General features: G+C 71.9%; 22 protein-coding genes. 9 read left to right on the plus strand and 13 right to left on the minus strand.

The annotated features are described in order from the left end of the window. Positions 1-9: 9 nt before the first annotated feature. From murD to rsmH, 7 genes are read right to left on the minus strand one after another with little or no spacing between them, the layout of a single operon-like run. The gene (murD, locus tag AC068B_RS00415) at positions 10-1,434 is read right to left on the minus strand and encodes a UDP-N-acetylmuramoyl-L-alanine--D-glutamate ligase (RefSeq protein WP_478668017.1); all 1,425 of its coding nucleotides are present in this window, start codon (positions 1,432-1,434) and stop codon (positions 10-12) included. After that, a complete protein-coding gene (mraY, locus tag AC068B_RS00420) occupies positions 1,431-2,501 on the minus strand; it encodes a phospho-N-acetylmuramoyl-pentapeptide-transferase (protein WP_055565239.1) in 1,071 nt (356 codons plus the stop codon). The genes murD and mraY overlap by 4 nt, the downstream gene beginning before the upstream one ends. Beyond that, positions 2,498-3,913: a UDP-N-acetylmuramoyl-tripeptide--D-alanyl-D-alanine ligase gene (locus AC068B_RS00425; RefSeq protein ID WP_478668018.1), complete on the minus strand. Its 1,416-nt coding sequence runs from the start codon at positions 3,911-3,913 to the stop codon at positions 2,498-2,500. Before AC068B_RS00425 ends, mraY begins: the two co-directional genes overlap by 4 nt. 4 nt (positions 3,914-3,917) lie before the next feature. Continuing rightward, a complete protein-coding gene (locus tag AC068B_RS00430) occupies positions 3,918-5,570 on the minus strand; it encodes a UDP-N-acetylmuramoyl-L-alanyl-D-glutamate--2,6-diaminopimelate ligase (protein ID WP_478668020.1) in 1,653 nt (550 codons plus the stop codon). Between the two features lie 19 nt (positions 5,571-5,589). Then, positions 5,590-7,554, minus strand: a complete 1,965-nt coding sequence (locus AC068B_RS00435) for a peptidoglycan D,D-transpeptidase FtsI family protein (protein WP_478668021.1) — start codon at positions 7,552-7,554, stop codon at positions 5,590-5,592. 5 nt (positions 7,555-7,559) lie between these two features. Next, on the minus strand, positions 7,560-8,123 hold the full coding sequence (ftsL, locus tag AC068B_RS00440; RefSeq protein ID WP_478668022.1) for a cell division protein FtsL: 564 nt from the start codon (positions 8,121-8,123) through the stop codon (positions 7,560-7,562). A 47-nt stretch (positions 8,124-8,170) separates the two neighbouring features. Next, on the minus strand, positions 8,171-9,130 hold the full coding sequence (gene rsmH, locus AC068B_RS00445; protein ID WP_478668024.1) for a 16S rRNA (cytosine(1402)-N(4))-methyltransferase RsmH: 960 nt from the start codon (positions 9,128-9,130) through the stop codon (positions 8,171-8,173). 422 nt (positions 9,131-9,552) lie between these two features. On the opposite strand from rsmH, the gene AC068B_RS00450 reads away from it, so the two are divergent. The 4 genes from AC068B_RS00450 to AC068B_RS00465 all read left to right on the plus strand — a co-directional run bounded on the left by AC068B_RS00450 (position 9,553) and on the right by AC068B_RS00465 (position 15,180). After that, entirely contained in the window at positions 9,553-10,107 is a 555-nt protein-coding gene (locus AC068B_RS00450; RefSeq protein ID WP_478668025.1) for a beta-class carbonic anhydrase, read from the plus strand. A gap of 222 nt (positions 10,108-10,329) precedes the next feature. Further along, complete coding sequence (locus tag AC068B_RS00455) at positions 10,330-11,352, plus strand: AAA family ATPase (RefSeq protein WP_478668027.1); 1,023 nt, start codon at positions 10,330-10,332, stop codon at positions 11,350-11,352. Beyond that, positions 11,352-12,719 carry a DUF58 domain-containing protein gene (locus AC068B_RS00460; RefSeq protein WP_478668028.1) on the plus strand — a complete coding sequence of 456 codons (1,368 nt, stop codon included), beginning with the start codon at positions 11,352-11,354 and terminating at the stop codon, positions 12,717-12,719. Before AC068B_RS00455 ends, AC068B_RS00460 begins: the two co-directional genes overlap by 1 nt. Before the next feature lie 34 nt (positions 12,720-12,753). Further along, positions 12,754-15,180 (plus strand): transglutaminase TgpA family protein, encoded by a 2,427-nt coding sequence (locus tag AC068B_RS00465; RefSeq protein ID WP_478668029.1) that lies wholly within the window; start codon positions 12,754-12,756, stop codon positions 15,178-15,180. A gap of 165 nt (positions 15,181-15,345) precedes the next feature. Here the strand turns inward: AC068B_RS00465 and AC068B_RS00470 are convergent, their stop codons facing one another. From AC068B_RS00470 to AC068B_RS00480, 3 genes are all read right to left on the minus strand, one after another. After that, the gene (locus AC068B_RS00470) at positions 15,346-15,759 is read right to left on the minus strand and encodes a DUF3040 domain-containing protein (RefSeq protein WP_356267970.1); all 414 of its coding nucleotides are present in this window, start codon (positions 15,757-15,759) and stop codon (positions 15,346-15,348) included. 276 nt (positions 15,760-16,035) lie between these two features. Beyond that, positions 16,036-16,815, minus strand: a complete 780-nt coding sequence (locus tag AC068B_RS00475) for a methyltransferase (RefSeq protein WP_478668031.1) — start codon at positions 16,813-16,815, stop codon at positions 16,036-16,038. Positions 16,816-16,911: 96 nt separating this feature from the next. After that, positions 16,912-17,460, minus strand: coding sequence for an SAV_6107 family HEPN domain-containing protein (locus tag AC068B_RS00480; protein ID WP_478668033.1), 549 nt, complete (start codon positions 17,458-17,460; stop codon positions 16,912-16,914). Between the two features lie 160 nt (positions 17,461-17,620). On the opposite strand from AC068B_RS00480, the gene AC068B_RS00485 reads away from it, so the two are divergent. The 5 genes from AC068B_RS00485 (at position 17,621) to AC068B_RS00505 (ending at position 23,688) form a co-directional block, all read left to right on the plus strand. Then, positions 17,621-18,415 carry an ATP-binding cassette domain-containing protein gene (locus tag AC068B_RS00485; RefSeq protein WP_478668034.1) on the plus strand — a complete coding sequence of 265 codons (795 nt, stop codon included), beginning with the start codon at positions 17,621-17,623 and terminating at the stop codon, positions 18,413-18,415. Beyond that, complete coding sequence (locus AC068B_RS00490; RefSeq protein ID WP_478668036.1) at positions 18,387-20,471, plus strand: YhgE/Pip family protein; 2,085 nt, start codon at positions 18,387-18,389, stop codon at positions 20,469-20,471. The genes AC068B_RS00485 and AC068B_RS00490 overlap by 29 nt, the downstream gene beginning before the upstream one ends. A gap of 47 nt (positions 20,472-20,518) precedes the next feature. Then, complete coding sequence (locus AC068B_RS00495) at positions 20,519-21,139, plus strand: TetR/AcrR family transcriptional regulator (RefSeq protein WP_356267960.1); 621 nt, start codon at positions 20,519-20,521, stop codon at positions 21,137-21,139. A 371-nt stretch (positions 21,140-21,510) separates the two neighbouring features. Continuing rightward, positions 21,511-22,125, plus strand: coding sequence for a DUF4126 domain-containing protein (locus tag AC068B_RS00500; protein WP_356267958.1), 615 nt, complete (start codon positions 21,511-21,513; stop codon positions 22,123-22,125). A 63-nt stretch (positions 22,126-22,188) separates the two neighbouring features. Beyond that, the gene (locus tag AC068B_RS00505; protein ID WP_478668038.1) at positions 22,189-23,688 is read left to right on the plus strand and encodes a phytoene desaturase family protein; all 1,500 of its coding nucleotides are present in this window, start codon (positions 22,189-22,191) and stop codon (positions 23,686-23,688) included. A gap of 25 nt (positions 23,689-23,713) precedes the next feature. On the opposite strand, the gene AC068B_RS00510 is transcribed toward AC068B_RS00505, so the two are convergent. The 3 genes from AC068B_RS00510 to thiE form a co-directional block, all read right to left on the minus strand. Beyond that, positions 23,714-24,595: a hypothetical protein gene (locus tag AC068B_RS00510; protein ID WP_478668039.1), complete on the minus strand. Its 882-nt coding sequence runs from the start codon at positions 24,593-24,595 to the stop codon at positions 23,714-23,716. 54 nt (positions 24,596-24,649) lie between these two features. After that, positions 24,650-25,567 carry a methylenetetrahydrofolate reductase [NAD(P)H] gene (gene metF, locus AC068B_RS00515; protein ID WP_356267952.1) on the minus strand — a complete coding sequence of 306 codons (918 nt, stop codon included), beginning with the start codon at positions 25,565-25,567 and terminating at the stop codon, positions 24,650-24,652. Positions 25,568-25,670: 103 nt separating this feature from the next. Beyond that, entirely contained in the window at positions 25,671-26,327 is a 657-nt protein-coding gene (gene thiE / locus AC068B_RS00520) for a thiamine phosphate synthase (protein ID WP_478668040.1), read from the minus strand. Between the last annotated feature and the right edge of the window lie 38 nt (positions 26,328-26,365).

The raw sequence follows: 26,365 nt of genomic DNA on the forward strand, positions 1-26,365 counted from the left end.
AAAGCCCGGTCAGGCGCTCGTGGAGCCGAGCTCGCGGACGGCGTCCGCGAACGCTTCACCACGCTTGTTGTAGTTGGTGAACATGTCCATCGACGCACAGGCGGGAGCCATCAGCACGGTGTCCCCCGGCTGAGCCAGCTCCGCCGCCCGGCGTACGGCCTCGGACATCGCCCCAGTGTCGGTCCGGTCGAGGTCGACGACCGGGACCTCGGGCGCGTGTCGCGCAAGGGCTTCGCGGATCAGTTCACGGTCGGCGCCGATCAGGACGGCGCCGCGCAGCCGCTTCGCCGCGTTCCCGACGAGCCCGTCGAAGGTGGCGCCCTTGGCGAGCCCGCCCGCGATCCAGACGATCGACTCATAGGCGGCCAACGACGCCTCGGCGGCGTGGGTGTTGGTGGCCTTGGAGTCGTCGACGTACGCGACGCCCTCGACGTCGGCGACGTGCTCGATGCGGTGGGCGTCCGGGCGGAAGGCCCGCAGGCCGTCGCGGACGGCCGTCGCCTGTACGCCGAAGGCGCGGGCGAGGGCCGCCGCGGCCAGCGCGTTGGCGATGTTGTGCGGCGCGGGCGGCTGGACGTCGGAGACCTCGGCGAGCTCCTGGGCCTGCTTCTGGCGGTCCGGCACGAAGGCACGGTCGACCAGAATGCCGTCCACGACGCCCAGTTGCGAGGGCGCGGGCGCATTCAGCGTGAAACCGATGGCGCGGCAGCCCTCTTCGACGTCGGCCTCGCGGACCAGGTCCTCGGTCGCCGCGTCGGAGACGTTGTAGACGCAGGCGACCTGGTTGCCCTCGTAGATGCGGCCCTTGTCGGCGGCGTACGCCTCCATGGAGCCGTGCCAGTCGAGGTGGTCGGGCGCGAGGTTCAGAACGGCCGCGGAGTGGGCGCGCAGCGAGGGCGCCCAGTGCAGCTGGTACGAGGAGAGCTCGACGGCGAGCACGTCGTACGCGTCGTCACCCGCCAGGATCACGTCCACGATCGGCGTGCCGATGTTGCCGACGGCCGCCGTGCGCAGACCGCCCGCCGTCAGGATCGAGGCGAGCATCTGGGTGGTCGTGGTCTTGCCGTTGGTGCCCGTGATGGCGAGCCAGGGTGCCGCGTCGGGGCCGCGCAGGCGCCAGGCGATCTCGACGTCGCCGACGACGTCCACGCCCGCTGCCGCGGCCGCCGCGAAGAGCGGCGAGGAGGGCTTCCAGCCGGGCGAGGTGACCACCAGGTCGGTGCCCCCGGGAAGCGTCTCCGCGTCCCCCAGCCGTACGGAGATGCCCTCGCCCTCAAGAGAGGCGGCACGCTCCTGGTGCGCCTGTGACGAGCCGCCGTCCACGACGGTCACCGTCGCGCCGAGGCCGGCCAGGGCGCGGGCGGCGCTGATGCCGCTCACGCCGAGACCGGCGACGGTGATGCTCTTGCCCTGCCACTCGGACCCAGTGGTCACTTTTCGGCTGCCCATCCCGCGTAGAAGAGACCGAGACCGACGATCACGCACATGCCCTGGATGATCCAGAAGCGGACCACCACAAGGACTTCGGACCACCCCTTGAGTTCGAAGTGGTGCTGCAGTGGTGCCATCCGGAAGACGCGCTTGCCGGTCAGCTTGAACGAGCCGACCTGGATGACGACCGACATGGTGATCATCACGAAGAGGCCGCCGAGGAGCGCGAGGAGCAGCTCCGTGCGGGAGCAGATCGCGAGGCCTGCGAGCGCGCCGCCGAGGGCGAGCGAGCCGGTGTCACCCATGAAGATCTTGGCGGGCGAGGTGTTCCACCACAGGAAGCCGAAGCAGGCGCCCATGAGTGCGGAGGCGACCACCGCGAGGTCGAGCGGGTCTCTCACCTCGAAGCACGCCTGGGGGTTGGTCAGCGTGACCGCGTTGGCGCAGGACTCCTGGTACTGCCAGACACCGATGAAGGTGTAGGCGCCGAAGACCATCACGGAGGCGCCGGTGGCGAGGCCGTCGAGGCCGTCGGTGAGGTTCACGCCGTTCGACATCGCGAGGATCATGAACAGCGCCCAGACCACGAACAGGACCGGGCCGATCGACCAGCCGAAGTCCGTGACGAACGACAGCTTGGTGGAGGCCGGGGTCTGGTTGCGGTTGTCCGGCCAGTTGAGCGCGAGCACGGCGAAGCCGATGCCGACGATCAGCTGACCGGCCATCTTCGCCTTGGCGCGCAGACCGAGCGAGCGCTGCTTGACGATCTTGATGTAGTCGTCGAGGAATCCGACGAGGCCCATGCCCGCCATCAGGAAGAGCACCAGCAGGCCGGAGAGCGTCGTCTCCGTGCCGGTGATGACCTTCGTGAGGAAGTACGCGATGAGCGTGGCCAGGATGAAGGCGATGCCACCCATGGTCGGCGTACCGCGCTTGCTGTGGTGCTCGCGCGGGCCGTCGTCCCGGATGAACTGGCCGTAGCCCTTGCGGGCCAGGAGCTTGATCAGCAGCGGGGTACCGACCAGGGTCAGGAAGAGCCCGATCACACCCGCGAAGAGGATCTGCCTCATCGGCCGGAGACCTGCCCCTCAGAAGACACCGCGGCGTCGTCGAGAAGCGCCGTGGCGACCTTCTCGAGACCGACCGATCTGGACGCCTTCACCAGTACGACGTCTCCTGCGCGCAGCTCGCTGCGCAACAGGTCGATCGCCGCCTGTGCGTCGGACACGTGCACCGACTCCTCACCCCACGAACCCTCGTTGTATGCGCCCAGTTGGAGCCAGGACGCTTCCCTGCCCCCGACTGCCACGAGCTTGCTCACGTTGAGCCGGACGACCAGGCGTCCGACCGCGTCGTGCTCGGCGAGGCCCTCGTCCCCGAGCTCGGCCATGTGGCCGAGCACCGCCCACGTACGGCGCCCCTTGCCCATGGCCACGAGCGCGCGCAGGGCGGCTCGCATGGACTCGGGGTTCGCGTTGTAGGCGTCGTTGACGATGGTCACGCCGTCCGGGCGCTCGGTGACCTCCATCCGCCAGCGGGACAGCGTGCCCGCCTCGGAGAGCGCGAGGGCGATCTCGTCCACGGACATGCCCAGCTCATGGGCGACGGCGGCCGCGGCAAGCGCGTTCGACACGTGGTGCTCACCGTACAGCCGCAAGGTCACGTCGCTGCACCCGGAGGGTGTGTGCAGCGTAAAAGCGGGCTGTCCGTTCTCTGTGAGCCGGACATTTTCCGCGCGGACGTCGGCGTCGTCGGACTCTCCGAAGAGGAGGACGCGCGCCTTCGTGCGGGAAGCCATGGCGCGGACGAGGGGGTCGTCGGCGTTGAGGATCGCGGCCCCGTCCGCGGGCAGCGACTCCACCAGCTCACCCTTCGCGACCGCGATCTGCTCGCGCCCGCCGAACTCGCCGATGTGGGCGGTGCCGACGTTCAGGACGAGGCCGATCTTCGGCGGGGTGAGTCCGGTGAGGTACTTGATATGGCCGATTCCGCGCGCCCCCATCTCCAGGACGAGGAAGCGCGTCTCGTCGGTGGCGCTCAGGGCGGTCAGCGGCAGGCCGATCTCGTTGTTGAGCGATCCCGGCGTGAAGACCGTCGGCGCCTTGCGCTGCAGCACCTGCGCGAGGAGGTCCTTGGAGCTGGTCTTGCCGACCGATCCGGTCAGCGCGACCAGGGTCGCGCCGAGCCGCTCCACGACGTGGCGTGCGAGGGCTCCGAGCGCGGCCTGCACATCGTCGACGACGATGGCGGGCACGCCGACGGGCCGCGACGCGAGCACGGCGACCGCGCCCGCCGCGACCACGTCGGCCGCGTAGTCGTGGCCGTCGACGCGCTCGCCGACGAAGGCGACGAAGAGGCTGCCGGGCTCCACCTCACGGGAGTCCCGGACGACGGATCCGGTGACCGGTACGGCCGGATCCGGTATGTCGTACGTCTGCCCGCCGACGACGGTGGCGATCTCGGCGAGGGAGAGGGCGATCACAACTTCATCCCTGGGTTTGCTGGATAGCTTCGCGAAGCACCTGGCGGTCGTCGAAGGGACGCACCACCCCGGCGATGTCCTGTCCCTGCTCGTGGCCCTTGCCCGCGACCAGGACGGTGTCGCCCGGCCGGGCGCGGACGACGGCGGCGCGGATGGCGGCGGCCCGGTCCTCGAAGACGGCGACGTCGCCGCGCTCGTGGGCCGGCACGTCGGCGGCGCCGGCGAGCATCGTGGCGAGGATCGCGAGGGGGTCCTCGCCACGGGGGTTGTCGGAAGTCAGTACGGCGGTGTCGGCGAGGCGGGCCGCGGCCGCGCCCATCGGCATCCGCTTGGTCTTGTCCCGGTCGCCGCCGCAGCCGAGCACGATGTGCAGCTTGCCCTCGGTGACCTTGCGCAGGGCGCGCAGGACCGATTCGACGGCGTCCGTCTTGTGGGCGTAGTCGACGACGGCCAGGTAGGGCTGGCCCGCGTCGATGCGCTCCAGGCGGCCCGGCACGCCGGGCACCGCGCCGACGCCGTCGGCGGCCTGCTGCGGGTCGATGCCCGCGACGGCCAGCGAGACGATCGCGGCGAGCGTGTTGGCGACGTTGAACGGGCCCGCGAGCGGCGACTTGGCGGTGATCCGCTCACCCTTGGGGCCGACCGCGACGAACGTCGAGTCGAGCGGGCCGACCTCGACGTCCTCGGCGCGCCAGTCGGCGTCGGGGTGGCCCTCGGCGGAGAAGGTGGTGACGGGCACCTCAGACTCGGTGATGAGCCGACGCCCGTACTCGTCGTCGAAATTGACCACGCCGAGACGCGAGCGGTGCTTGGTGAACAGCTGTGCCTTGGCCTGGAAGTAGTCCTCCATGCCGGAGTGGAACTCCATGTGCTCCGGGCTGAGGTTGTTGAAGACGGCGACGTCGAAGACGCAGCCGTCCACCCGCCCGAGCACCAGCGCGTGGCTGGAGACCTCCATGGCGACCGCCTCGACGCCGCGCTCGCGCATCACCGCGAACAGCGCCTGGAGATCGGTGGCTTCGGGGGTCGTCCGCTCCGACTTGATGCGCTCGTCGCCGATGCGCATCTCGACCGTGCCGATGAGCCCGGTCGAGCGCACGCCCTTGAGGCCGCCCTCGATCAGGTACGCGGTCGTGGTCTTCCCGGACGTGCCGGTGATGCCGATCTGCAGGAGGTCGCGGCCGGGGTGGCCGTAGACCGTCGCCGCCAGCTCGCCCATGCCGCCGCGCGGGTCGTCGACGACCAGCACCGGCAGACCGGTGGCGGCGGCGCGCTCGGCGCCCGTCGGGTCGGTGAGCACCGCGGCGGCGCCGAGGTCGGCGGCCTGCGCGACGAAATCGGCGCCGTGCATGCGGGCGCCGGGCAACGCGGCGTAGATGTCGCCCGGGCGCACGGCGCGCGAGTCGTGCGTGATGCCCGTGATCTGCGCACTGCCCGGGGCGGCGACGCCCAGCTGGCCTGCGAGCTCGGTCAACGAGGTCGTGGAGACCCGGTCCGGCCGCGGCGGCCCCGGATATGTCACGGGAACGCCCTTCTGGGTGGTTTGGGACTGATCAGCGTGTGGCACGGCGGTGAGCGTACCGGGCGTACCCCTCTCGGAGCGAAGTGAGGGGCGTGCCGGGCGGCGGTTCCCCGGGTCGGGGGTGATCGTTGTCACGGGTCGTTCCTGGTCGGTCTCAGGGCTTGAAGGACACCGGCAGGCGGGCCGGGCCGCTTCCGGTGGGCGGGACTTGGAGCGTCTTGAGGGCGAACTCCATGACTTCCTTGTAGATGGGGCCGCAGATCTGGCCGCCGAAGTAGCTGCCCTTGGTGGCGTTCTGGATCGCGCAGTAGACCGTGACGCGCGGCTTGTCCGCGGGCGCGAACCCGGCGAACGACGAGGTGTAGCCCTTGTAGCGGCCGGTCTCCGGATCGACCCGGTTGGCCGTACCCGTCTTGCCCGCGACGCGGTAGCCGGGGATGCGGGCCTTGGTGCCGGTGCCCTCTTCGTCGTCGACGACGGACTCCAGCATCTTCGCCACGGTCTTCGCGGTCCCGTCGCTCACGACCCGGCTCTTCTTCGGCTTGGCCGCGGGCGTGAAGCGGCCGTCCGGGCCCTTCGTGCCGCGCACCAGGGTGGGTTCGATGCGTACGCCCCCGTTGGCGATGGTCGAGTAGACCGATGCGGCCTGCATGGCGTTGATGGAGACGCCCTGGCCGAAGGGGATCGTGAACTGCTGCGAGGTGGACCACTTGTCCGGGCGCGCCAGGATGCCGGACGTCTCGCCGGGGAAGTCCAGCCCGGTCTCCTTGCCGAGGCCGAACTTGCGCAGGTACGAGTAGAGGACCTTGTTGGCCTCCTTCTGCGTCTTGCCCAGTTCGCCGGTGGCGAGGATCGTGCCGATGTTGGAGGACTTGGCGAGGACGCCGTTGAGCGTGAGGTGCCAGGTGGGGTGGTCGATGTCGTCCTGGAAGAGGCGGTCGCCGCGGTGCAGCCGGTTGGGCACCGTCACGCGCGTGCCGGGCGTGGCGGCCTTCTCCTCGAGGACGGCGGCCATCGACATGACCTTGGCGGTGGAGCCCGGCTCGAAGGCGTCCTGGAGCGAGGCGTTGCCGAGGGCCGCGCCGTTGGCCTGCGAGAGGTCGTTCGGATCGAAGCCGGGGGCATTGGCCATGGCCAGGACCTCGCCGGTCTGGGTGTCCTGCACTATCACGTAGCCGCGGTCCGCCTTGGACTTCTTGACCTGCTCGCTGATGGCGTTCTGCGCGGCCCACTGGATGTCGCGGTCGATGGTGAGCTCGACGTCGGAGCCGGGCACGGCGGGCGTCTCCGTAGAGCCCGCCGTCGGCACCTGGCGGCCGCCGGACTGGGCGTAGCGGATCTTGCCGTCCTCGCCCGCCAGCTGCTTGTCGAGCTGCGCCTCCAGGCCGCCCGCACCCTTGCCGTCGGAGTTGACCCAGCCCAGTATCCCGGCGCCGAGGCCGTCGTTCGGGTAGATCCGCTTGCTGCTCGGGTCGGCCAGCACACCGGCCAGCACGTTCGGGGCGGCCGGGTCCGTGCCCGCCCGCTCGGCGAGCGCGCCGCGCAGGTCCTTGATCTGCTTCCACACCTGGGGGGTCTGCCTGCGGGCGAGCAGGACGTACCGCGTGTCCGGGGTCTTGAGCTTCTTGGTGATCTCGGCGGTGTCCTTGCCGAGGATCGGGGCCAGGAGCGCGGCCGCCTGCTCGGGCCCGTCCTTGGTCTTCATCTCCTTCGGCGTGAACAGCGTGGGGTCCGCCGTGATGTCGTACGCGTCCACGCTGGCGGCCATCTCGACGCCGCCGCGGTCGGTGATGCGCCCGCGCTCGGCGGCCAGGGTGTGCGTGAAGTAGCGGTTCTTCTCCGCCTTGGCTGCGTACGCGCTCGCGTCGACGGCCTGCACCTGCAGCAGCCGTACGACGAAGGCGAGCATCACCAGCGTGAGGCCGAGGCTGACCATGCGCAGGCGCGGCCGCGGGCTGCCCAGGCGGATGGTGCGGGCCCTGCTCTTGCCCTTGGCCGCGGGGCGGCGGCCCGCGGGGCGGCCGCCCGGGGCCGGGCGGCGGGGTGCGCCGGGCCGTGCGGGGCGGACGGGCCTCGCGGGTCCTGGCACCCGGCGCCGCGGGGGTTCCCTGTCGGACACTTGCGTCACCTGCCGGAGGTCGTCGTGGGCCGGGGAGTCGTGGGGGCCGGGGCAGCGGGGGTCCCGGCGGGCTGCGCGGGCGGGGGCGTGGCGGCTGGCGTGGGGGCCGGGTCGGGGGCCACGGGCGTGGCCGGGACCGAGACGGTGGCGGCCGGGGACGCCACCTCCTGCGGGCGGGGCGCGGGGTAGGACAGCGACGAGGGGCGGGCCGCGGTGCCGGGCACGCCGTGCACGCTCCCGTCGGGGTCGAGGAAGGCCGGGTCGCCGCCGGGGACCATGCCGAGCTCCCGGGCGCGGCGCTGCAGGGCGTCGGGGGCGGCGAAGCCGTCGACCTCGCGCTGGAGCTCCTGCTCCTCCTCGGTGAGGTCCTTGGTCTGCTTCTTCAGCTCGCTCAGCTGGAAGGAGCCCTCGTTGAGGGAGGAGTTCAGGATGAGCAGCGTGATCAGGCCGCCGCCGAGGAGCAGGACGACGAGGAGCACGAAGGGGGTGCGCGCGGCCTGGCTGGGGCCCTGTGGCAGCAGCCGCGCGAGGCGGGCGGCCCTCCCCCGCAGCTCGGGCTTCTTGCTCATGGAGCCTCCTCGCGGCCTCTGATCAGGGGTTCTGCGCGGGGCAGCGGCTATCCGACGTCCTCGCGGATGCGCTGCGCACCCCGCAGCCGGGCAGGTGCCGCCCTGCGGTTCTCGGCGACCTCTTCCTCGGTGGGGAGTTCGGCACCTCGGGTCAGAAGCTTGAGCCGCGGCTGGTAGCGCTCGGGGACGACGGGCAGGCCGGGCGGCGCGGTCGTGGTGGCACCGGCCGCGAGCACCTGCTTGACGAGGCGGTCCTCCAGCGACTGGTAGGAGAGGACGGCGATCCTGCCTCCGACGGCGAGCGCCTTCACGGCCGCCGGAACGGCCCTCTCCAGGACGCTCAGTTCGCCGTTGACCTCGATGCGCAGCGCCTGGAAGGTGCGCTTGGCGGGGTTGCCGCCGGTGCGCTTGGCGGCCTGCGGCAGGGAGTCGCGGATGAGCTCGACGAGCCGGGCGCTGTTGCTGAACGGCTCCTTCTCGCGCTCGCGCACGACGGCGCTGACGATGCGCTTGGCCTGCTTCTCCTCGCCGTACGCCCGCAGGATCCGCACCAGTTCGCCCGGGGCGTAGGTGTTGAGGACCTCGGCCGCGCTGACGCCGGTCGTCTGGTCCATGCGCATGTCGAGGGGCGCGTCCTGGGCGTACGCGAAGCCGCGGTCCGCCTCGTCGAGCTGCATGGAGGAGACGCCGAGGTCGAAGAGGACGCCTTGGACGCGCGCGATGCCGAGGCGGTCGAGTACGTCGGGGAGCTCGTCGTAGACCGCGTGCACCAGGGTGGCCCGGTCGCCGTAGGGGGCGAGCCGCTCGCCGGACAGGCGCAGCGCTTCCTTGTCGCGGTCCAGGGCGACGAGGCGGGCCGCGGGGAAGGTGGCGAGGAGTGCCTCGCTGTGGCCGCCGAGGCCCAGGGTGCAGTCGACGACGACGGCGCCCGGCTCGGCGAGCGCGGGGGCCAACATGTCCAGGCACCGCTGGAGCATCACCGGGACGTGTCGGCTGTTGTCGCTCAAGGGTCCCTCTCAGGTCCGGCGCGGCGTGCGTACGCACCGCCGGGTCCCCACCCGCTCCGTGAAGGGGAATGGACTGCTGGCGCCGGGGAAGTGGCGTCAGCCGACCGGGAGCGGGAGGAGGCCGAGCCGTACGTACGCGCCGCGCACGTGGGGGGATTCAGGGAATCCCCGGGATGTGCGGTCCAGCAGGGAGCAGGTCGCGTCTCCCGCTTCGCGTCACTTTAGTCCACCGTGTCTCCCGGTCAATCAACCGGCCTGCGCGTCGCGGAAGGGTCCCGGACGGGGGTGCGCAACCGGCCCCGTCACCCGTTCGGCGGCATCCGCGGCGCCCCTTGTGGGTTAGCTCACAACAAGAGTCTTTGACGTTCTTTGTCCCTCCTCACAGCGGGCTCGGACGATCAGCGCGCACTAACGTCATAGCCATGTCGACTTCCGCAGCCTCCTCGGACCGCACCCCCGAGACGACCGGTGCCATATCCGTCGGAACGGTCACCGAACGCCTCCTCGAAGCCAACGGGAAGTACGCCTCCCGCTTCACCGACCCCGGGATGGACGCCCGTCCCGTCCTCCAGGTCGCCGTCGTCGCGTGCATGGACGCCCGCCTCGACCTGCACGGCGCGCTCGGCCTCGAGCTGGGCGACTGCCACACCATCCGCAACGCGGGCGGTGTGGTCACCGACGACGTCATCCGCTCCCTGACCATCAGCCAGCGCGCGCTCGGCACCCGCAGCGTCGTGCTGATCCACCACACCACCTGCGGCCTGGAGTCCCTCACCGAGGAATTCCGGCACGACCTGGAGATGGAGGTCGGCCAGCGTCCCTCGTGGGCGGTGGAGGCCTTCCGCGACGTCGACCAGGACGTACGGCAGTCGATGGAGCGCGTGCGGACCTCGCCGTTCCTGCTGCACACCGATGACGTCCGCGGATTCGTGTTCGACGTGAAGACCGGTCTGCTGCGGGAGATCGACCCTGCGTGACCGACAAAGGATCGCAAGAAGCCACAAATCGCCGCCAGTTATCCACAGGCGAGTGACACGACCCGGTATGCCCAACAACAATGCGGGGGTGGCATCACGCAGAACCATTCATGCGTGGCGCCGGTGAATTCTGGGTGGACCGGGTCTGCGCGTGAGCGTCGGCCCGGAAATGGGGTATCCCCTGCTCCTCGCGAGCGTTGGGGAAGGGCCGAGGAGGGCCGGGTGACGACCTATGACGATCGAGCGAGCCTCACAGATCTGACCACGACCGCGGAGCGTGTCCGCAGGTCGGTGGAGGGTGTGATCGAGGGCAAGCCAGAGGTCGTACGGCTTTCGCTGACTGTGCTCCTGGCTGAGGGGCACCTGCTCATCGAGGATGTGCCGGGCGTGGGCAAGACCATGCTCGCCAAGGCACTTGCGCGGTCCATCGACTGCTCCGTGCGGCGGATCCAGTTCACACCGGATCTGCTGCCGTCGGACATCACCGGGGTGTCCATCTTCGATCAGCAGCGCAGGGACTTCGAGTTCAAGCCGGGCGCGATCTTCGCGCAGATCGTGATCGGCGACGAGATCAACCGTGCGTCTCCGAAGACACAGTCCGCGCTGCTCGAGTCGATGGAGGAGCGCCAGGTCACCATCGACGGACAGACGTACGAACTGCCGAGTCCCTTCATGGTGGTGGCCACGCAGAACCCCGTCGAGATGGAGGGGACCTATCCCCTGCCCGAGGCGCAGCGCGACCGTTTCATGGCGCGCGTCTCGATCGGCTATCCGGGGCCGGAGGCCGAGCTGCAGATGCTCGACATCCACGGCGGCGCCTCGCCCCTTGACGACCTCCAGCCGGTGGCCCACGCGCACGAGATCGTGAAGCTCATCGACGCCGTGCGCACGGTCCACGTGGCCGAGCCCGTGCGGAGGTACGCGGTGGACCTGGTCGCCGCGACCCGCAACCACCCGGACCTCAGACTCGGGGCCTCCCCGCGCGCGACGCTGCACCTGCTGCGCGCCGCCAAGGCCTCCGCCGCGCTCAGCGGCCGTGAGTTCGCCCTGCCGGACGACGTGCAGGCCCTGGCCGTCGCGGTCCTGGCGCACCGGCTGCTGCCCACGGCACAGGCCCAGTTGAACCGGCGCACGGCCGAATCCGTCGTCCTGGAGATCCTGCAGCACACCCCGGTGCCCGCCGCCGTGCAGCCGGGCTCCGGCGCCTACTTCAACCAGCAGCCGCCCGGCGCCCGGAGGCTTTGATGACGGCCGGGGGAAGGCCGGCGGACCCCGCCGAAACCGAGAAGGGCGGGGTGCGCACGGCCCTCGCGGGCCTGACCACCCGCGGACGTTCCTTCCTCGCGGCCGGTATCGCCGCCGCCATCTGCGCCTACGTCCTGGGCCAGAGCGACCTGCTGCGCGTCGGGCTGCTGCTCGCCGTGCTGCCCCTGGTGTGCGCCACCGTCCTGTTCCGCACCCGGTACCGCGTCGCGGGCAGCCGCAGGCTCTCCCCCGGGCGCGTGCCCGCCGGTTCGGAGGCCCGCGTCCACCTGCGGATGGACAACGTCTCGCGGCTGCCCACCGGGCTGCTGATGCTCCAGGACCGGGTGCCGTACGTGCTCGGCCCGCGCCCCCGGTTCGTGCTGGACCGCGTGGAGGCGGGCGGGCGGCGCGAGGTGTCCTACCGCGTCCGCTCCGACCTGCGCGGCCGCTATCCGCTGGGACCGCTGCAGCTGCGTCTGACCGACCCGTTCGGGATGTGCGAGCTGACGCGCTCCTTCTCGACGTACGACACCCTGACGGTGATCCCGCGCGTGGAGGCGCTGCCCGCGGTGCGGCTGACCGGCGAGGCGAAGGGGTACGGCGACGGGCGGAACCGCTCGCTGGCCCTGGCCGGTGAGGACGACGTCATCCCGCGCGGGTACCGCCACGGCGACGACCTGCGCCGGGTGCACTGGCGCTCCACCGCGCGCTACGGCGAGCTGATGGTGCGCCGTGAGGAACAGCCGCAGCGCGCCCGCTGCACGGTGCTCCTGGACACCCGGAGCGCGGGCTTCCGGGGCGCGGGCCCGGACTCGGCCTTCGAGTGGGCGGTGTCGGGCACGGCGTCCACGCTGGTCCACATGCTCGAACGGGGCTTCTCGGTGCGTCTTCTGACCGACACGGGCGCCTCGGTGCCGGGCGAGGGCTCGGACGGCTTCGCGGGTGCAAGCCAGGAGTCGGCGGACGCGGCCGGACTGATGATGGACACGCTCGCGGTGGTCGACCACTCGGACGGAGCCGGGCTCTCCCGGGCGTACGACGTGCTGCGCGGCGGGAACGAGGGCCTGCTCATCGCCTTCCTGGGCGACCTTGCGGGGGATCAGGCCGCGGTGGTCGCCAAGATGCGTCGGCGCAGCGGCGCCGCCGTCGCCTTCGTGCTGGACAGCACGGCCTGGGCGCAGGGCCAGGGCGCTCTCCCGTCCGGAGCGGGTGACGCGCGCGTGCAGATGCTCCGCGAGGCGGGCTGGACGGCTCTGGCGGTGCCTCCGGGGGCGGGCTTCGCGGACCTGTGGCGGCAGGCGGACCACGCCCGTACGAGCGCGGGCCCGGCGCCCGTGGCGGGCACGACGACCGGGGGATGGGCATGAACGGCCGGGGCCGTACGAACGTGGGGGGACATTCATGAGCGGACGCGCGCGGCTCGCGGTGTGCGCCACGACGGCCACACTGATGGCGTCGGGCTCGCTGCTGCCGCTCGTCGATCCGGCGACGTGGTTCCTGCAGGCGATCGTCCTGCTCGTGCTGCAGAGCGGAGTGGGTGCGCTGGCCCGGCGGGTGCCGCTGGCCAGGCCGCTCACAGTGGCGGTGCAGGCGCTGGTTTCGCTGTTCCTGCTGACGCTGGTGTTCGCCCGCGAACAGGCCCTCGCGGGGATCGTGCCGGGTCCCGATGTGTTCCACCGGTTCGGCGTGCTCCTGGAAGCGGGCGGCAACGACGTCAGTCAGTACATGATCCCGGCGCCGCTCAGCGACGGCATCAGGCTGATGCTGGTCGGCGGCGTCCTGGTGATCGGCCTGGCGGTGGACGCGCTGGCGGTCACCTTCCGCACGGCGGCCCCCGCGGGGCTTCCGCTGCTCGCCCTGTACTCGGTCGCGGCGGGGCTCTCCGACGGCGGCGCCGGATGGCTGTGGTTCCTGCTGGCCGCCGCCGGATATCTGCTGCTGCTCCTGGCCGAGGGCCGGGACCGGCTCTCGCAGTGGGGCCGGGTCTTCGGTGGCGCGGCGCGCGCGCCGGGCCGGGTCACCGGCGGTCTGGAGAGCGACAGCGGGGCGCTCGCCCCGGTCCGCACCGGACGCCGCATCGGGGCCGTCGCCCTGGGCATCGCCCTGGTGGTGCCGCTCGCGCTGCCCGCCCTGGACGGCGGTCTGCTGGACGGCTCCGGCGGTGCAGGCGGTGACGGCTCGGGCGGCGGCGGGACGATCTCGGCCGTGAATCCGCTGGTGGCGCTCCAGGACAGCCTGAACCAGCCGGAGGACCGCGAGGTCCTCTCGTACCGCACGAACGCCGAGGCGACCGACGAGCTGTATCTGCGGATCGTCTCGCTCGACCAGTTCGACGGCACCACGTGGAAGACCACGGTCCGGCGCATCCAGGACGTGCCGTCACCGCTGCCGACCCCGCAGGGCCTGCGCCCCGACGTCCGCAGGACCGAGATCCAGACGAACCTCGCGGCCGCCGACAGCTATGCGCAGAACTGGCTGCCGATGCCGTTTCCCGCCAGCCAGGTGAAGATCGACGGCCGCTGGCGGTACGAGCCGGTGGGCCGCGCCCTCGTCGGCGACCGGGGCCAGACCACGCGGGGCTCGCAGTACCAGGTCAAGAGCCTGGTCGTGGAGCCCACGGCCGAGCAGCTCGCGGCCGCGCCGGCGCCGCCCGACGATCTGCGGCGCGAATTCACCAAGGTGCCGGACTCGTTGCCCGGGATGGTCGCGGACCGGGCCCGCCAGGTCACCAGGGGCGCCGCGAACCCGTACGAGCAGGCGGTCAAGCTCCAGGACTACTTCGCGTCGGACGGCGGGTTCACGTACAACACCCAGGTGCGGGCGGGCAGTGGTCCTTCCGCGATCGAGCGGTTCCTGAAGCAGAAGGAAGGGTTCTGCGTCCACTTCTCCTTCGCCATGGCCTCCATGGCGCGGACGCTGGGGATCCCGGCCCGGGTCGCCGTGGGCTTCACGCCGGGCACCGTTCAGGGGGACGGTTCGATGTCGGTCGGGCTGCGGGACGCGCACGCCTGGCCCGAGCTGTACTTCGAGGGCGTGGGCTGGACCCGTTTCGAGCCGACGCCGAGCCGTGGCACGGTGCCGGACTACACCCGCTCGGACGTCCCGTCCGGGAACACGGACGACCCGGACGCGCCGGAGCCCTCCGCCTCCTCCGAGCCCTCCACGGCGCCCTCTGCCTCGGACACCTGCCCGCCCGACATCAAGAAGCAGGGCGGCTGCGCGAGCGCCGCACCTGCGGTGGCGGCGGGTTCGGGCGGCGACGGGCCGCCCATCGGGATGATCGTGGGCATCGCTCTGGCGGCGCTGCTCGTCCTCGCCGTGCCGTTGCTGCCCTTCCTGTGGCGGACCCGGGTACGGGCCGCGCGCCTGGCCTCCGGCGGCCGGGACCCGGCGGACGCGGCGGCGCGGACGCTGGCCGCCTGGCTGGAAGTGACCGACACGGCCTGGGACCACGGCATTGCGCCGGACGAGTCACAGACCCCGCGGAAGGCCGCCGCCCGGATCGTCCGCGTGGGACAGCTGACCAGCGGTCCCGCGGAGGCCGTCCACCGGGTGGCGGCCGCGGTGGAGCAGGTGCTGTACGCGCCGCACCCGCAGCCCACGGCGGGGCTGGCCGAGGACGTCCGGCGTGTGCAGGACGGGCTGAACGCCCCGGTGGGCCGGGTGACACGACTGCGGGTGATGCTCGCGCCGCGTTCGGCCGCGCGGGTGGTGTGGGCGGTCTCGGACCGGTGGGCGGCGTTCGGGGCGCGCTGGCGCGAGCGGGCCGCGAAGCGGTGGTCGGTGCTCGCACGGAAGCTGCCGCGGCGGGCCGGTCAGGAGAGCTGAGGAGGCCGCGGGCTCGGGCCCGCGGCCCGCGCATACGGCTGTGACCTGCACAGACAGCTGTGCAGGTGCGACCTTCGCAGACAGCTGTGAGGGGTGACCGCCCCATCGGGCGGCCACCCCTCACACATGCATACGTCTGTTCGGGTCAGTAGTAAGCCGCTTGGCTCACTGGCCGCCCTGTTGTTCGTCGCGGCGACGCTGCCACCGCTGCTCGATGCGGTTCATGACGGAGCGGCGCTGCCTCGCCTGCCGTGGGGACGCCTGTCCGCCTGGTGCGGCGGCCGCGCCCGAAGGCTGTTCGCCCGGCTTCGGCGCCTTGCGCCAACCGGTGACGGCGAGCACCGCGCAGCCCAGCATGACGAGGAACCCCACCACGCTGATCCAGATCTGCTGGGCGACCATTCCGGCCATGAGAAGGGCGATGCCCACAAGGAAGCCCACGACCGCTTGGTAGACCCGCTTCCGGGTGTACGTGCGCAGCCCGCTTCCCTCAAGCGCTGTCGCGAACTTGGGATCTTCGGCGTACAGCGCTCGCTCCATTTGCTCGAGCATGCGCTGCTCGTGCTCCGAGAGCGGCACGGAGTCCTCCTCATCGTGCAGTCGCCGGGGCGACCGGGGGTCCCCTTCAGGATAGGCAGGGAATCGCCCCCGTGAAACCCGCCCCTCTGCGCCAACTTCGCCAAACCGGACCTGCACTCCGCTCCGGCTCGCTGAAGCGTGCATTCCCCAGCGGCCGAACCGTCATGCAGAACGGTGTCCCTCGATCATACGGCGCCCGTAGCCCGTTCGGGGGGCCTGTGGCGTACTCCATGTGCGGCTGCGTCCCTGATCAGCCGGTGAACCGCAGGAGGCGCCTCAGGCCTCGGACGCCTCTCGCGCCTCACCGAGCACGTGCAGCTGCGTGGCCACGGCATGGAAAGCGGGCAGCTCCGCGGCCGCGGCCTCCAGCTGGAGAAGGGCCTCCAGGGCGCCCGGCTCGGTGTCCACGAGGACGCCGGGGACCAGGTCGGCGAAGACCCGGACGCCGTGCACCGCGTCGACGCGCACGCCCGCGGCCTCGACCAGCCCGGTGAGCTGCTCGGCGGTGAAGCGCCGCGGCACGGGGTCGCCCGTGCCCCAGCGGCCCGCCGGGTCAGTGAGAGCGGTCTGCGCCTCCTTGAAGTGCCCGGCGAGGGCCCGGGCGAGCACGGCGCCGCCGAGACCCGCCCCGAGCAGGCTGAGGACACCGGCGGGACGCAGCGCGTCGACGGCCAGGCGCACGCCCTCGGCCGGGTCGTCCACGTACTCCAGGACGCCGTGGCACAGGACCGCGTCGAAGCCGCCTCGCTCGACGACGTCGAAGAGCCCGAGCACGTCGCCCTGGACGCCGCGCACCCGGTCGGCGACGCCTGCCTCGGCGGCCCGGCGCTCCAGCGCGAACAGCGCGTTCGGACTCGGGTCGACGACCGTGACGCGGTGGCCGAGCCGGGCGACCGGCACCGCGAAGTTGCCGCTGCCGCCGCCGGTGTCGAGCACGTCCAGTTCGGTGCGCGACTCCCGGCCGGTGACCTTGACCCGGCGGTCGAGGGCGTCTTTCAGGACGTCCCAGACCACGGCGGTACGAAGAGAAGCGCGGGGGCGCATCGGGTCCGACACGGCAGTTGACTCCTCGGCGCGGGGGTGCGGATACCTCCACCCTATTGCCTGCGCCGTGGTGCCAAGGCCACGTGTCCCACCGTGCGGACGCGCCGGTCAGCCCGCGTCCGGCGGCTCCCTTCCCGCGTCCTGCGACTCCTGCCGGGGCTGGGGCAGCACGGGCTGGAGCACGAGCATCCGCTCGACGATGCGCAGGAACATCGCCACGTCGCGGAGGAGGTCGTCGGCGTCGCGGGCGGTGGCGGCCGCCGCTATGCCCGCCTCGGCGCGGGCCCTGCGGGCGGCGCCGGAGGCGAACAGGGCGCTCCACTCGGTCAGTTCGGGGGCTATCTCAGGGAGGACTTCCCAGGCGCTGCGGATGCGCTGCCTGCGGCGCGGGGTCGTCTCCGGGCGGCCGCGCGCGGCAAGCACAGCGGCCGCGGTACGCAGGGCGGCGAGGTGGGCGGTGGCATAGCGCTCGTGCGGTGCTTCCAGATGCGCGGCCTCGTCGATTCCGGCGCGGGCCTGGGCGAGCAGTTCGAGAGCGGCGGGCGGGGCGGTCGCGCGGCGCAGGACGGGGTGGACATCGCTCGCCGGGCCGGTCAGTGAGGGAGCAGGGCCGACGGCGCGGTGCCGGTGGGCGGCTGCTGCGGAAGTGCTGGCCATGACGAACCTCCTGTCGTCGTGTGACGGCGCAGTGGCCGTATGTGCTCATCGTGGAGTACGCCACTGACAATCGGCCCTGACCTGGGGCTTTGCCTCGATCGAGGGTTCGGGCTTACTTTTGAACTGACCAGTCAGTTCAAAAGAAGGGGCAGGGGGGACTGTGGACGGTCCGACCGACGGCGCGCGCGGAGCCGCCGTCACCGCCGAGGACTTCGGGCTCAAGGGGCCGCGGGGCTGGGCGTTCCGCGGCATCAGGATCAAGGCGGAGCCCGGGGCGCTGATCGCGCTGGAGGGCCCTTCGGGATCGGGCAGGACCTGTCTGCTGCTCGCGCTCACGGGACGCATGCGCGCCACCGAGGGCCACGCGTCCGTGGGCCGCTTCCGCCTGCCCAAGCAGCTGGCCGCGGTGCGCAGGATCAGCGGACTCGGGCCGGTGCCCGGCGTCACCGACCTCGACCCGGCCCTGACCGTCGCCGAGCACCTGCATGAACGGGCGCTCCTGGAGCGGCGGTTCGGCGGTTCGCTGCGCGGACTCCTGCGGCCCCGCAGCGAGCGGGTGAACGAGACGCGGCTGCGCATCGACACCGCGCTGGCCGCCGCCGGGCTCGACGTGGAGACGCTGCCCAAGGGGCGGCGGACCTCCGTGCGCGACCTGGAGAGGCTCGAAGCGCTGCGGCTCTCCGTGGCACTGGCCCTGGTCGGACGGCCGCGCGTGCTCGGCGTCGACGACACCGACCTGAAGCTCTCCGACGCCGAACGGGCCGAGGCCTGGGGCATGTTGAAGTCCCTCACGGACGGCGGGACGACCGTCGTGGCGGTGTGCAGCGAGGCGCCAGAGGGCGCGGTCGTGGTCCGCACCGGCCCCCGCCCCGAAACACGCCTCAACGATGACGACGAACGCACCGACGACGACAAGGAGACGGCGGATGCGCTCGCCGAAGCTCGCCGCGCTTGAGCTCAGGCGCTTCGGCAGGGGGAAGCTGCCGCGTGCCGCGCTCGTCGCGCTCCTGCTGCTGCCCCTGCTGTACGGCGCCCTGTACCTGTGGTCCTTCTGGGACCCCTACGGCCGCCTCGACCGCATCCCCGTGGCGCTCGTCAACGACGACAAGGGCGCCTCCGCGCAGGGCAAGAAGCTCGCGGCGGGCGACAACATCGTCGAAGGGCTGCGCGACAGCAACACCTTCGAGTGGCACGAGGTGAGTGACGCCGAGGCGCGCAAGGGCGTCGAGGACGGCACGTACTACCTGTCCCTGACGATGCCCACGGACTTCAGCAAGCGCATCGCGTCGAGTTCGGGGGACTCTCCGGAGACGGGTGCCCTGAAGGTCCGCACGAACGACGCCAACAACTACATCGTCGGGCAGATCTCGCGGACGGTCTTCTCCGAGGTGCGCTCCGCCGCGTCCACGAAGGCCTCGCGCTCCTTCCTCGACAAGATCTTCATCTCGTTCTCCGACATCCACGGGGCGACGAAGAAGGCCGCCGACGGCGCCGACCGGCTGGACAGCGGCATCGGCAAGGCCGAGAAGGGCTCCAAGGACCTCGCGAACGGCCTGGGGGACGCCAAGGACGGCAGCGGCGACCTGGCCGGGGGCATCAAGAAGCTCCACAAGGGCGCGGGCGACCTGGAGGCCGGCTCGAAGAAGGTCGCGGGCGGTACGCAGCAGCTGGCCGACAAGGTCAACGGCACGGCGGACCAGGTGCGGCCCTTCCTGAAGGACAACGGCAAGACGATCGGGGACACGGCCCAGCTCGTCGCCGACTCCTCCAAGGCGATGCGCCACCACCTGTCCACCTGGGTGAAGCTGGCTCCCGGGGCGGCCGAGGGCGCCAAGGACGCCTCCCGGATCATCGGCGAGTTCTACACCCAGCAGTGCGAGAAGGCCCCGATCCCGGACCCGCACTGCGCGAAGTTCAAGGACGCCAAGGAGTCCGCGGAGAACGTGTCGACCATCGCGGACGACATGAACACCGTGATCAAGGACCAGAACAGCGACGTCAAGCAGCTCGACAAGCACCTGGCCACGCTGGAGAAGAAGTCGCAGGCGCTCGCCGACCGCGCCCCGCACCTCGACGAGGACCTGAACAGCGCCGTCACGCAGATCAACGACCTCAACAAGGGCGCGGGCAAGGTCGCCAAGGGCGCCACGAAGATCCACACGGGCCTCGGCACCGCCAAGACCGGTGCCGGGGACCTCGACGAGGGCATCGGCAAGCTGGAGACGGGCGCGAACGACCTCAAGGGCGGCATGTTCAAGCTGGCCGACGGCTCAGGGAAGCTGTCCGGCGGGCTGCACGACGGCGTCAAGAAGATCCCGGACTACGACAAGAAGGACCGCGACGAGCGCACCGGCGTCATGGCCGACCCCGTGCAGCTCGCCTCCCAGTCGATGCACAAGGCGCCCAACTACGGCACGGGATTCGCCCCGTACTTCATCCCGCTGTCCCTGTGGGTCGGCGCGATGGTGGCGTACATGCTGATCCAGCCGCTCAACCGGCGTGCGCTCGCCGCGGGCGCCTCCGCATGGCGCATCGCCGTGGCGGGCTGGCTCCCGGTGGCCGCCCTCGGTGTGCTCCAGACCGCGGCCCTGCTCTCCGTCCTGCACTGGGGCCTCGGCCTGCAGATGGCGCGGGCGGCGGGGACGGTGGGCTTCCTCTGCCTGGTGACGGCGTGCTTCGCGGCGATCGTGCAGTGGCTCAACGCCCGCTTCGGGGCGGCCGGACGGATCCTCGTCCTCGCCGTGCTGATGCTGCAGCTGACGTCGGCGGGCGGCACCTACCCCGTTCAGACCAGCCCCGGCTTCTTCAGTGCGATCCACCCCTTCCTGCCGATGAGTTACGTCGTCGAGGCTCTCCGGAGACTGATCACGGGCGGCGGCCTCGGTCCCGTCTGGCAGGGCTGCGCGGTCCTTACGGCGTTCACCGTGGGCGCCCTCGCGCTCACCGCGCTCTCCGCGCACCGCAAGCAGGTGTGGACCCTCGACCGGCTGCATCCGGAGCTGAGCCTGTGAGCACGGCGGAGCGGGGACGGCCTGCGGAACCTGTGAGAATCAGGCCCATGGACAGCAGTGCAGGCAGCACCCGCCGCGAGGCGACCCGGCAGAAGCTCTACGAAGCCGCCGTCACCCTCATCGCGGAACAGGGCTTCTCGGCCACGACGGTCGACGAGATCGCCGAGCGGGCCGGAGTCGCGAAGGGCACCGTCTACTACAACTTCGCGAGCAAATCGGTCCTCTTCGAAGAGCTGCTGCGGCACGGCGTCGGCCTGCTCACCGCCTCCCTGAAGGAGGCCTCCGAGGAGGCGGCCAGGAGCGGCGGCCGCAAGGTCGACGCCCTCGACGCGATGATCCGGGCGGGCCTGGTCTTCATCAACCGCTACCCGGCCTTCACCCAGCTCTACGTCGCCGAGCTGTGGCGGACCAACCGGGCCTGGCAGTCCACCCTGCTGGTGGTCAGGCAGCAGGCCGTCGCGGTGGTCGAGGACGTGCTGCGGGCGGGGGTGGAGAGCGGCGAGCTCAGCGAGGAGATCGACATCCCGCTGACGGCCGCCGCACTCGTCGGCATGGTGCTGGTCGCCGCCCTCGACTGGCAGGCCTTCCAGCCGGAGCGCTCGCTCGACGACGTACATGCGGCGCTGTCGCGGCTGCTGCAGGGCCGGGTCAGCGGCACGCGCGCGTAGCCCTGCCTTTTCGGTTCCTTCAGGACGGCGAAGGCGCCGGTGCGGTGCCCCCCGTTTCCAGGCGGCACCGCACCGGCGCTTTCTTCGTCCCCCCGTAACCCCCGTGCGACCCCCGTGTGGTCGTCCCCCCGAGTCACCCCCGCACCTCGCTCCCGCCGTGTGGCGGGGGCGAGCGGCCAAGGGCGCGGCGCCGTTCCGCCGCCCCGTGTCGGCGGTACCGGCGCTGCGCCCTTCTCCGTGACCCACACTCTTCCGTCTTCGCAGGTGGGGCCCATCCGCGCGGGTACTCATCTCACTCACTAGGTACGGATACTCAGACGTCCGTGCTCATCCCCAGGCCGATCCGTTCACAACTGGTTACGATCACGTCCGTGTCCGTACTCCCCCTGGTGTTCACCAGCGGCTGGGCGAGCGGGATCAACGCGTACGCCGTTGTCCTGCTGCTCGGCATCTTCGGAGCGACCGGTGTCAGCGACGAGGTCCCCGAGGCGCTCCAGCGGCCCGATGTCCTGATCGCGGCCGGGGTGCTCTTCCTCTGCGAGGCCGTCGCCGACAAGATCCCGTACGTCGACTCGGTCTGGGACACGGTGCACACCGTGATCCGGCCGGTGTCCGGCGCCGTGGTGGGCGCGCTCCTCGCGGGTCAGAGCGGGTCCCTCTCCGACCTGGCGGCGGGCGCGGTGGGCGGGTCGACCGCGCTGGCCAGCCATGCGGTGAAGTCCGGCACGCGAATGGCGATCAACACCTCGCCCGAGCCGTTCAGCAACTTCGTGATGAGCACGGCCGAGGACCTCGGGGTCGGTGGCCTCATCAGCTTCGCGATGTTCTATCCGGAGGCCGCGGCGGTGATCGCGGCCGTGCTGCTGGTGATCGGCCTGTTCCTGATGTTCTTCCTCGTCTCGCGGATCCGCAGGTTCCTGCGGCGCAGGGCCCAGCGGCGCGAGGAGAAGCAGCTCGCGGGCCGCACGGGGGCGCCGCCGCCCTGAGCGTGCCCCGCCCGGACCGGGGTCGCGGCGTGACTGTCAGTGGCTGCCGATAAAGTCCCTGGCATGGCACGGATTGTGGTGATCGGCGCAGGTCTCGGCGCGATGTCGGCGGCTGCCCGGCTGGCCGTCGCGGGGCATCGGGTGGTGGTGTACGAGCGCGGGGAGACGTTCGGCGGCGCGGTAGGCCGCGTCGAGCGGGACGGCTTCGCCTTCGACACCGGACCAGGGCTGCTCCTCCTCCCCGCGGTCTACCGCGACTTGTTCGTCAAGACGGGCAAGGAGCCCCTGGAGAAGTGCGTCGAGCTGTCCCAGGTGGAGCCCGCCGTGCGCCACGTCTTCTCGGACGGCACCACGGCGGACCTGCCGAACGCCTCGCGCGCGGGCGTGGGCGAGGCCCTGGACACGGCCCTCGGCGCGGGCGCGGGCGACCGCTGGTCGGCGTTCATGAACCGTGCGAGGGAGGCCTGGGACCGCACCCGCCGCCCCCTCCTGGAAGAGCCCCTCTGGCCGAACTGGGAGGTGCTCGCCGACCGCGAGCCCTATCCCTCGGTGCCGCTCAAGCGCCTGCTGCGCCGCGAGCGCCGCGCGGCCACGCTCAGCGAGGTCGGCGAGCTGGAGCTGGGCGGTGACGCGCGCCTGGTCGCGCTCCTGGAGCAGTTCGCGCTCGCACACGGCCTGGATCCCCGCACGGCCCCGGCGAGCGCCGCGGTCCTGCCCTATCTGGAGCAGACGTTCGGCACCTGGTCGGCGCGGGGCGGCATGCACGCCCTGGCCCGCGCGGTGCACGAGCGATGCGTGGCCCGGCGGGTCGAATTCGTGTTCGGCGCCGCGGTGACGCGGATCGTCGAGAAGGACGGCCGGGCGGCGGGCGTGGAGCTCGCGGACGGCACCACCGCGGAGGCGGACTTCGTGGTCGCGGGAGTCGCGCCCACGGTCCTGGACTCCATGCTGCCCGGTGTGGACATACGGACGGAGGGTGACGTCCCGGCGCGTTCCGGCCTGCCCAGCCGCCTGACGGTCCTCCTGGCCCTGTCCGGCGCGCGCCCCGAGGGCGCCCCCCTGCGCACGGTGCTGCACTCCGCCGACCGCCAGGACGAGCTCGACCGCCTCTTCGGCGAGCGGCCCGGGCTGCCCCTCTCCCCCACGCTCGCGGTGCTCCGCCCCGACGACCCGGAGCTGACGCCGGACGCCGCGCACGAGGCGGTGACGCTCACGGCGACGGTGCCCGCGCACCTGGAGGTCACGGCGGAGGACGTGGAGCGGGTGATCGCCCGCGCCGAGGCCGTGATCCCTCAGCTGCGGAGCCGTCTGCTGTGGCACGAGGTCCGCACCCCGGCCGACGTCGCGGAGGCCACCGGAGCCGACGGGGGCGCCGTCCCCGCCCCTGCGCTCGCCGCGGCCGACGGGAAGCTCCTGCAACCGTCCAACAGCACCCGGCTGCCGGGGCTGTTCGCGGTCGGCGGCTGGGCCCACCCCGGCGGCGGCCTGCCCCACGCGGGCATGTCGGGCACGCTGGTCGCGGGGCTGATCGTCGAGGGCCCGGAGTTCCGCGGCTCCCGGTGACCGCCCCGCGGGGCGGCGCGGGGGCTCAGTAGCGGTACTGCTGCTCGTTGTAGCCCGAGCCGTCGTAGTCCCCCGCGTGGCCGCCCTGGTAGGGGTAGGGCTGCTCCGGCGGGAGTTCGGCGCTGTACGGCTCGTCGGTGGTGCGCTGCTGGGGCACCCAGACGCCGCCGGGCGGGGTGTCCTGGTACGTCCCGCCGAGCCCGCCGCCGTAGGTGTCGCCTCCGTAGGGGGCGTACTGCTGCTGGTCGCCGTAGGTGTCGTAGCTCTGCCGGGCGCCGTAGGTCTGCGTGCCGATGTACGGGTCGGAGTACGCGGCGTACTGCTGCTGGCCGGTCTCGTCGTATCCGTAGTTCTGCTGGTCGTAGCCCGCGTAGGCCGCCGCGTCGTAGCCGTAGCCCTCGCTCTGGTGGGCGTCGCCCGCGGCGGGCGGGGCGTAGGGCGCGTCGCTGTAGACGCCGTACTGGCCGGTGTCGTCGGGCATGGGTTCGGGCGCGTACACCCCGCCCGCGGAGAGGTCCGGGTCGTGTGCGGGGACGTCGGGGCCGTGCGCGGGCGGCGGCGGGACCTCTTCGTACTCCAGGTCGGAGACCTGCAGCGTCGGCTCCTTCGCGGCGCCCCGCCGCGGCGCCCTGCGGCGCTTGCTCAGGCCCGGCTGCCCGCCGAGCGCCCAGCCGGTGGAGAAGCCCTTGCGGAACGACAGCGTCACGTACGTCTGGCCCGTGGCGAAGGCGATGGCGCCGAGCCCGATGATCCACACCGACGGGATCAGCACGCCGACGACGACACCGAGGAAGCCGCCGAAGGCCAGCAGGCGCCAGCGCAGCCTGGCCTTGTACTGCAGCAGCACCTCGCCGAGCAGCCACAGCGCGACGAATCCGAACGCGATGTAGAGGACCGTCCAGCCCATGTACGCCCCTCTCCCCTGCGGCCGCCCGCTGGTACGGGTACGGGTACGGCCGATTCAGGCCTGGTGGTGCAGGCCCAGATTCTCGTAGATTTCCAGCGTCGCCGTGGAGTTGTTGAGCGTGATGAAGTGCAGTCCCGGCACACCTTCGGCCAGCAACCGCGCGCAGAACTCCGTCGCGAACTCGATGCCAATGGAGCGTACAGCGGCTGGATCGTCTTTGACCGCGAGGATCCGCTCTTTCAGCTCGGGCGGGAACACGGCGTTGCTGAGCTGGGGCAACCGGTCGAGCTGGCGGACGTTGGTGACCGGCATCATCTCGGGGATGATCGGCGTCTCGCAGCCCGCCGCCTCGACGCGGTCGCGCAGCCGCAGGTACTCCTCGGGGTCAAAGAACATCTGCGTGATCGCGTAGTCCGCGCCGGCCCGGCACTTGTCGATGAAGTGCCGGGTGTCGGACTCCCAGTCGGGCGAGCGCGGGTGCATCGCGGGGAAGGCGGCGACGCCCACGCAGAAGTCGCCGGACTCCTTGATGAGTTCGACCAGCTCGGCGGCGTAGGTGAGGCCCTCGGGGTGCGCGATCCAGTCGCCGAGCGGGTCGCCGGGCGGGTCGCCGCGGACCGCGAGCATGTTCCTGATGCCCGCGTCCGCGTACTGCCCGATGATGTTGCGCAGCTCGGCCACGGAGTGGTCGACCGCGGTCAGGTGCGCGACGGGCGTCAGCGTCGTGTCGGCGACGATCTGCTGGGTCTCCTTGACCGTGCCGGTGCGCGTGGAACCACCCGCTCCGTAGGTCACAGAGACGAAGTCCGGGGCGGCCGCCTCGACCCTGCGCAGCGCGTTCCAGAGGTTCCGCTCCCCCTTCGGGGTTTTCGGCGCGGAGAACTCGAACGAGAACGTCGTCTTACCGGTCGCGAGCATGTCGCGCACGGTGCGTGCGCGGTCAGTCCTGGTCGAAGCTGTGCCTAGGGCCATATGGGCAGGTTAGCCAGGCCTTGGCGGTCACCCAACCGGACCCAGGAGTTTTGGCCGGTTTGCCGGTTTCTTGTCCACGGATCGGACACTCCCGGGCTGTTGCTCACACAGACGTACGAAGCCGCTTCGCGAACTCGGCCGCGGCCGCGCCCGGGTCGTCCGCCTCGGTGATCGCCCGCACGACGACGACGCGCCGCGCACCCGCCTCGAGCACCTCGTCGAGGTTGTCCGCGTCGATGCCGCCGATGGCGAACCAGGGGCGGTCCGTGCCCAGCGAGGCCGTGTAACGGACCAGGTCGAGGCCCGGGGCGTGGCGGCCCGGCTTGGTCGGCGTGGGCCAGCACGGGCCCGTGCAGAAGTAGTCCACGCCCTCCTGGACGGCGGCCGCGGCGGCCTCCGACTCGGCGTGCGTGGAGCGGCCGATCAGCACGTCGTCGCTGCCGCCGAGGATGGCGCGGGCCGCGGGCACCGGCAGGTCGCCCTGGCCGAGGTGCAGCACGTCGGCGCCGATGGCGTGGGCGACGTCCGCGCGGTCGTTCACCGCGAGGAGCTTGCCGTGCCGCCGGGCGGCGTCCGCGAAGACCTGGAGGTGTTCCAGCTCCTCACCGGCCTCCATGCCCTTGTCGCGCAGCTGCACGATGTCGACGCCGCCCGCGAGGACGGCGTCGAGGAACTCGGGGAGGTCCCCCTGGCTCCTGCGGGCGTCCGTGCACAGGTAGAGCCGGGCGTCGGCGAGCCGGTCGCGGTGGTCGGCGGCCATGGAGAAGTCCCCCCGTTGTCGGTGGTGTGCGGGCCGCG

Source organism: Streptomyces sp. NPDC042371, from assembly GCF_056437465.1.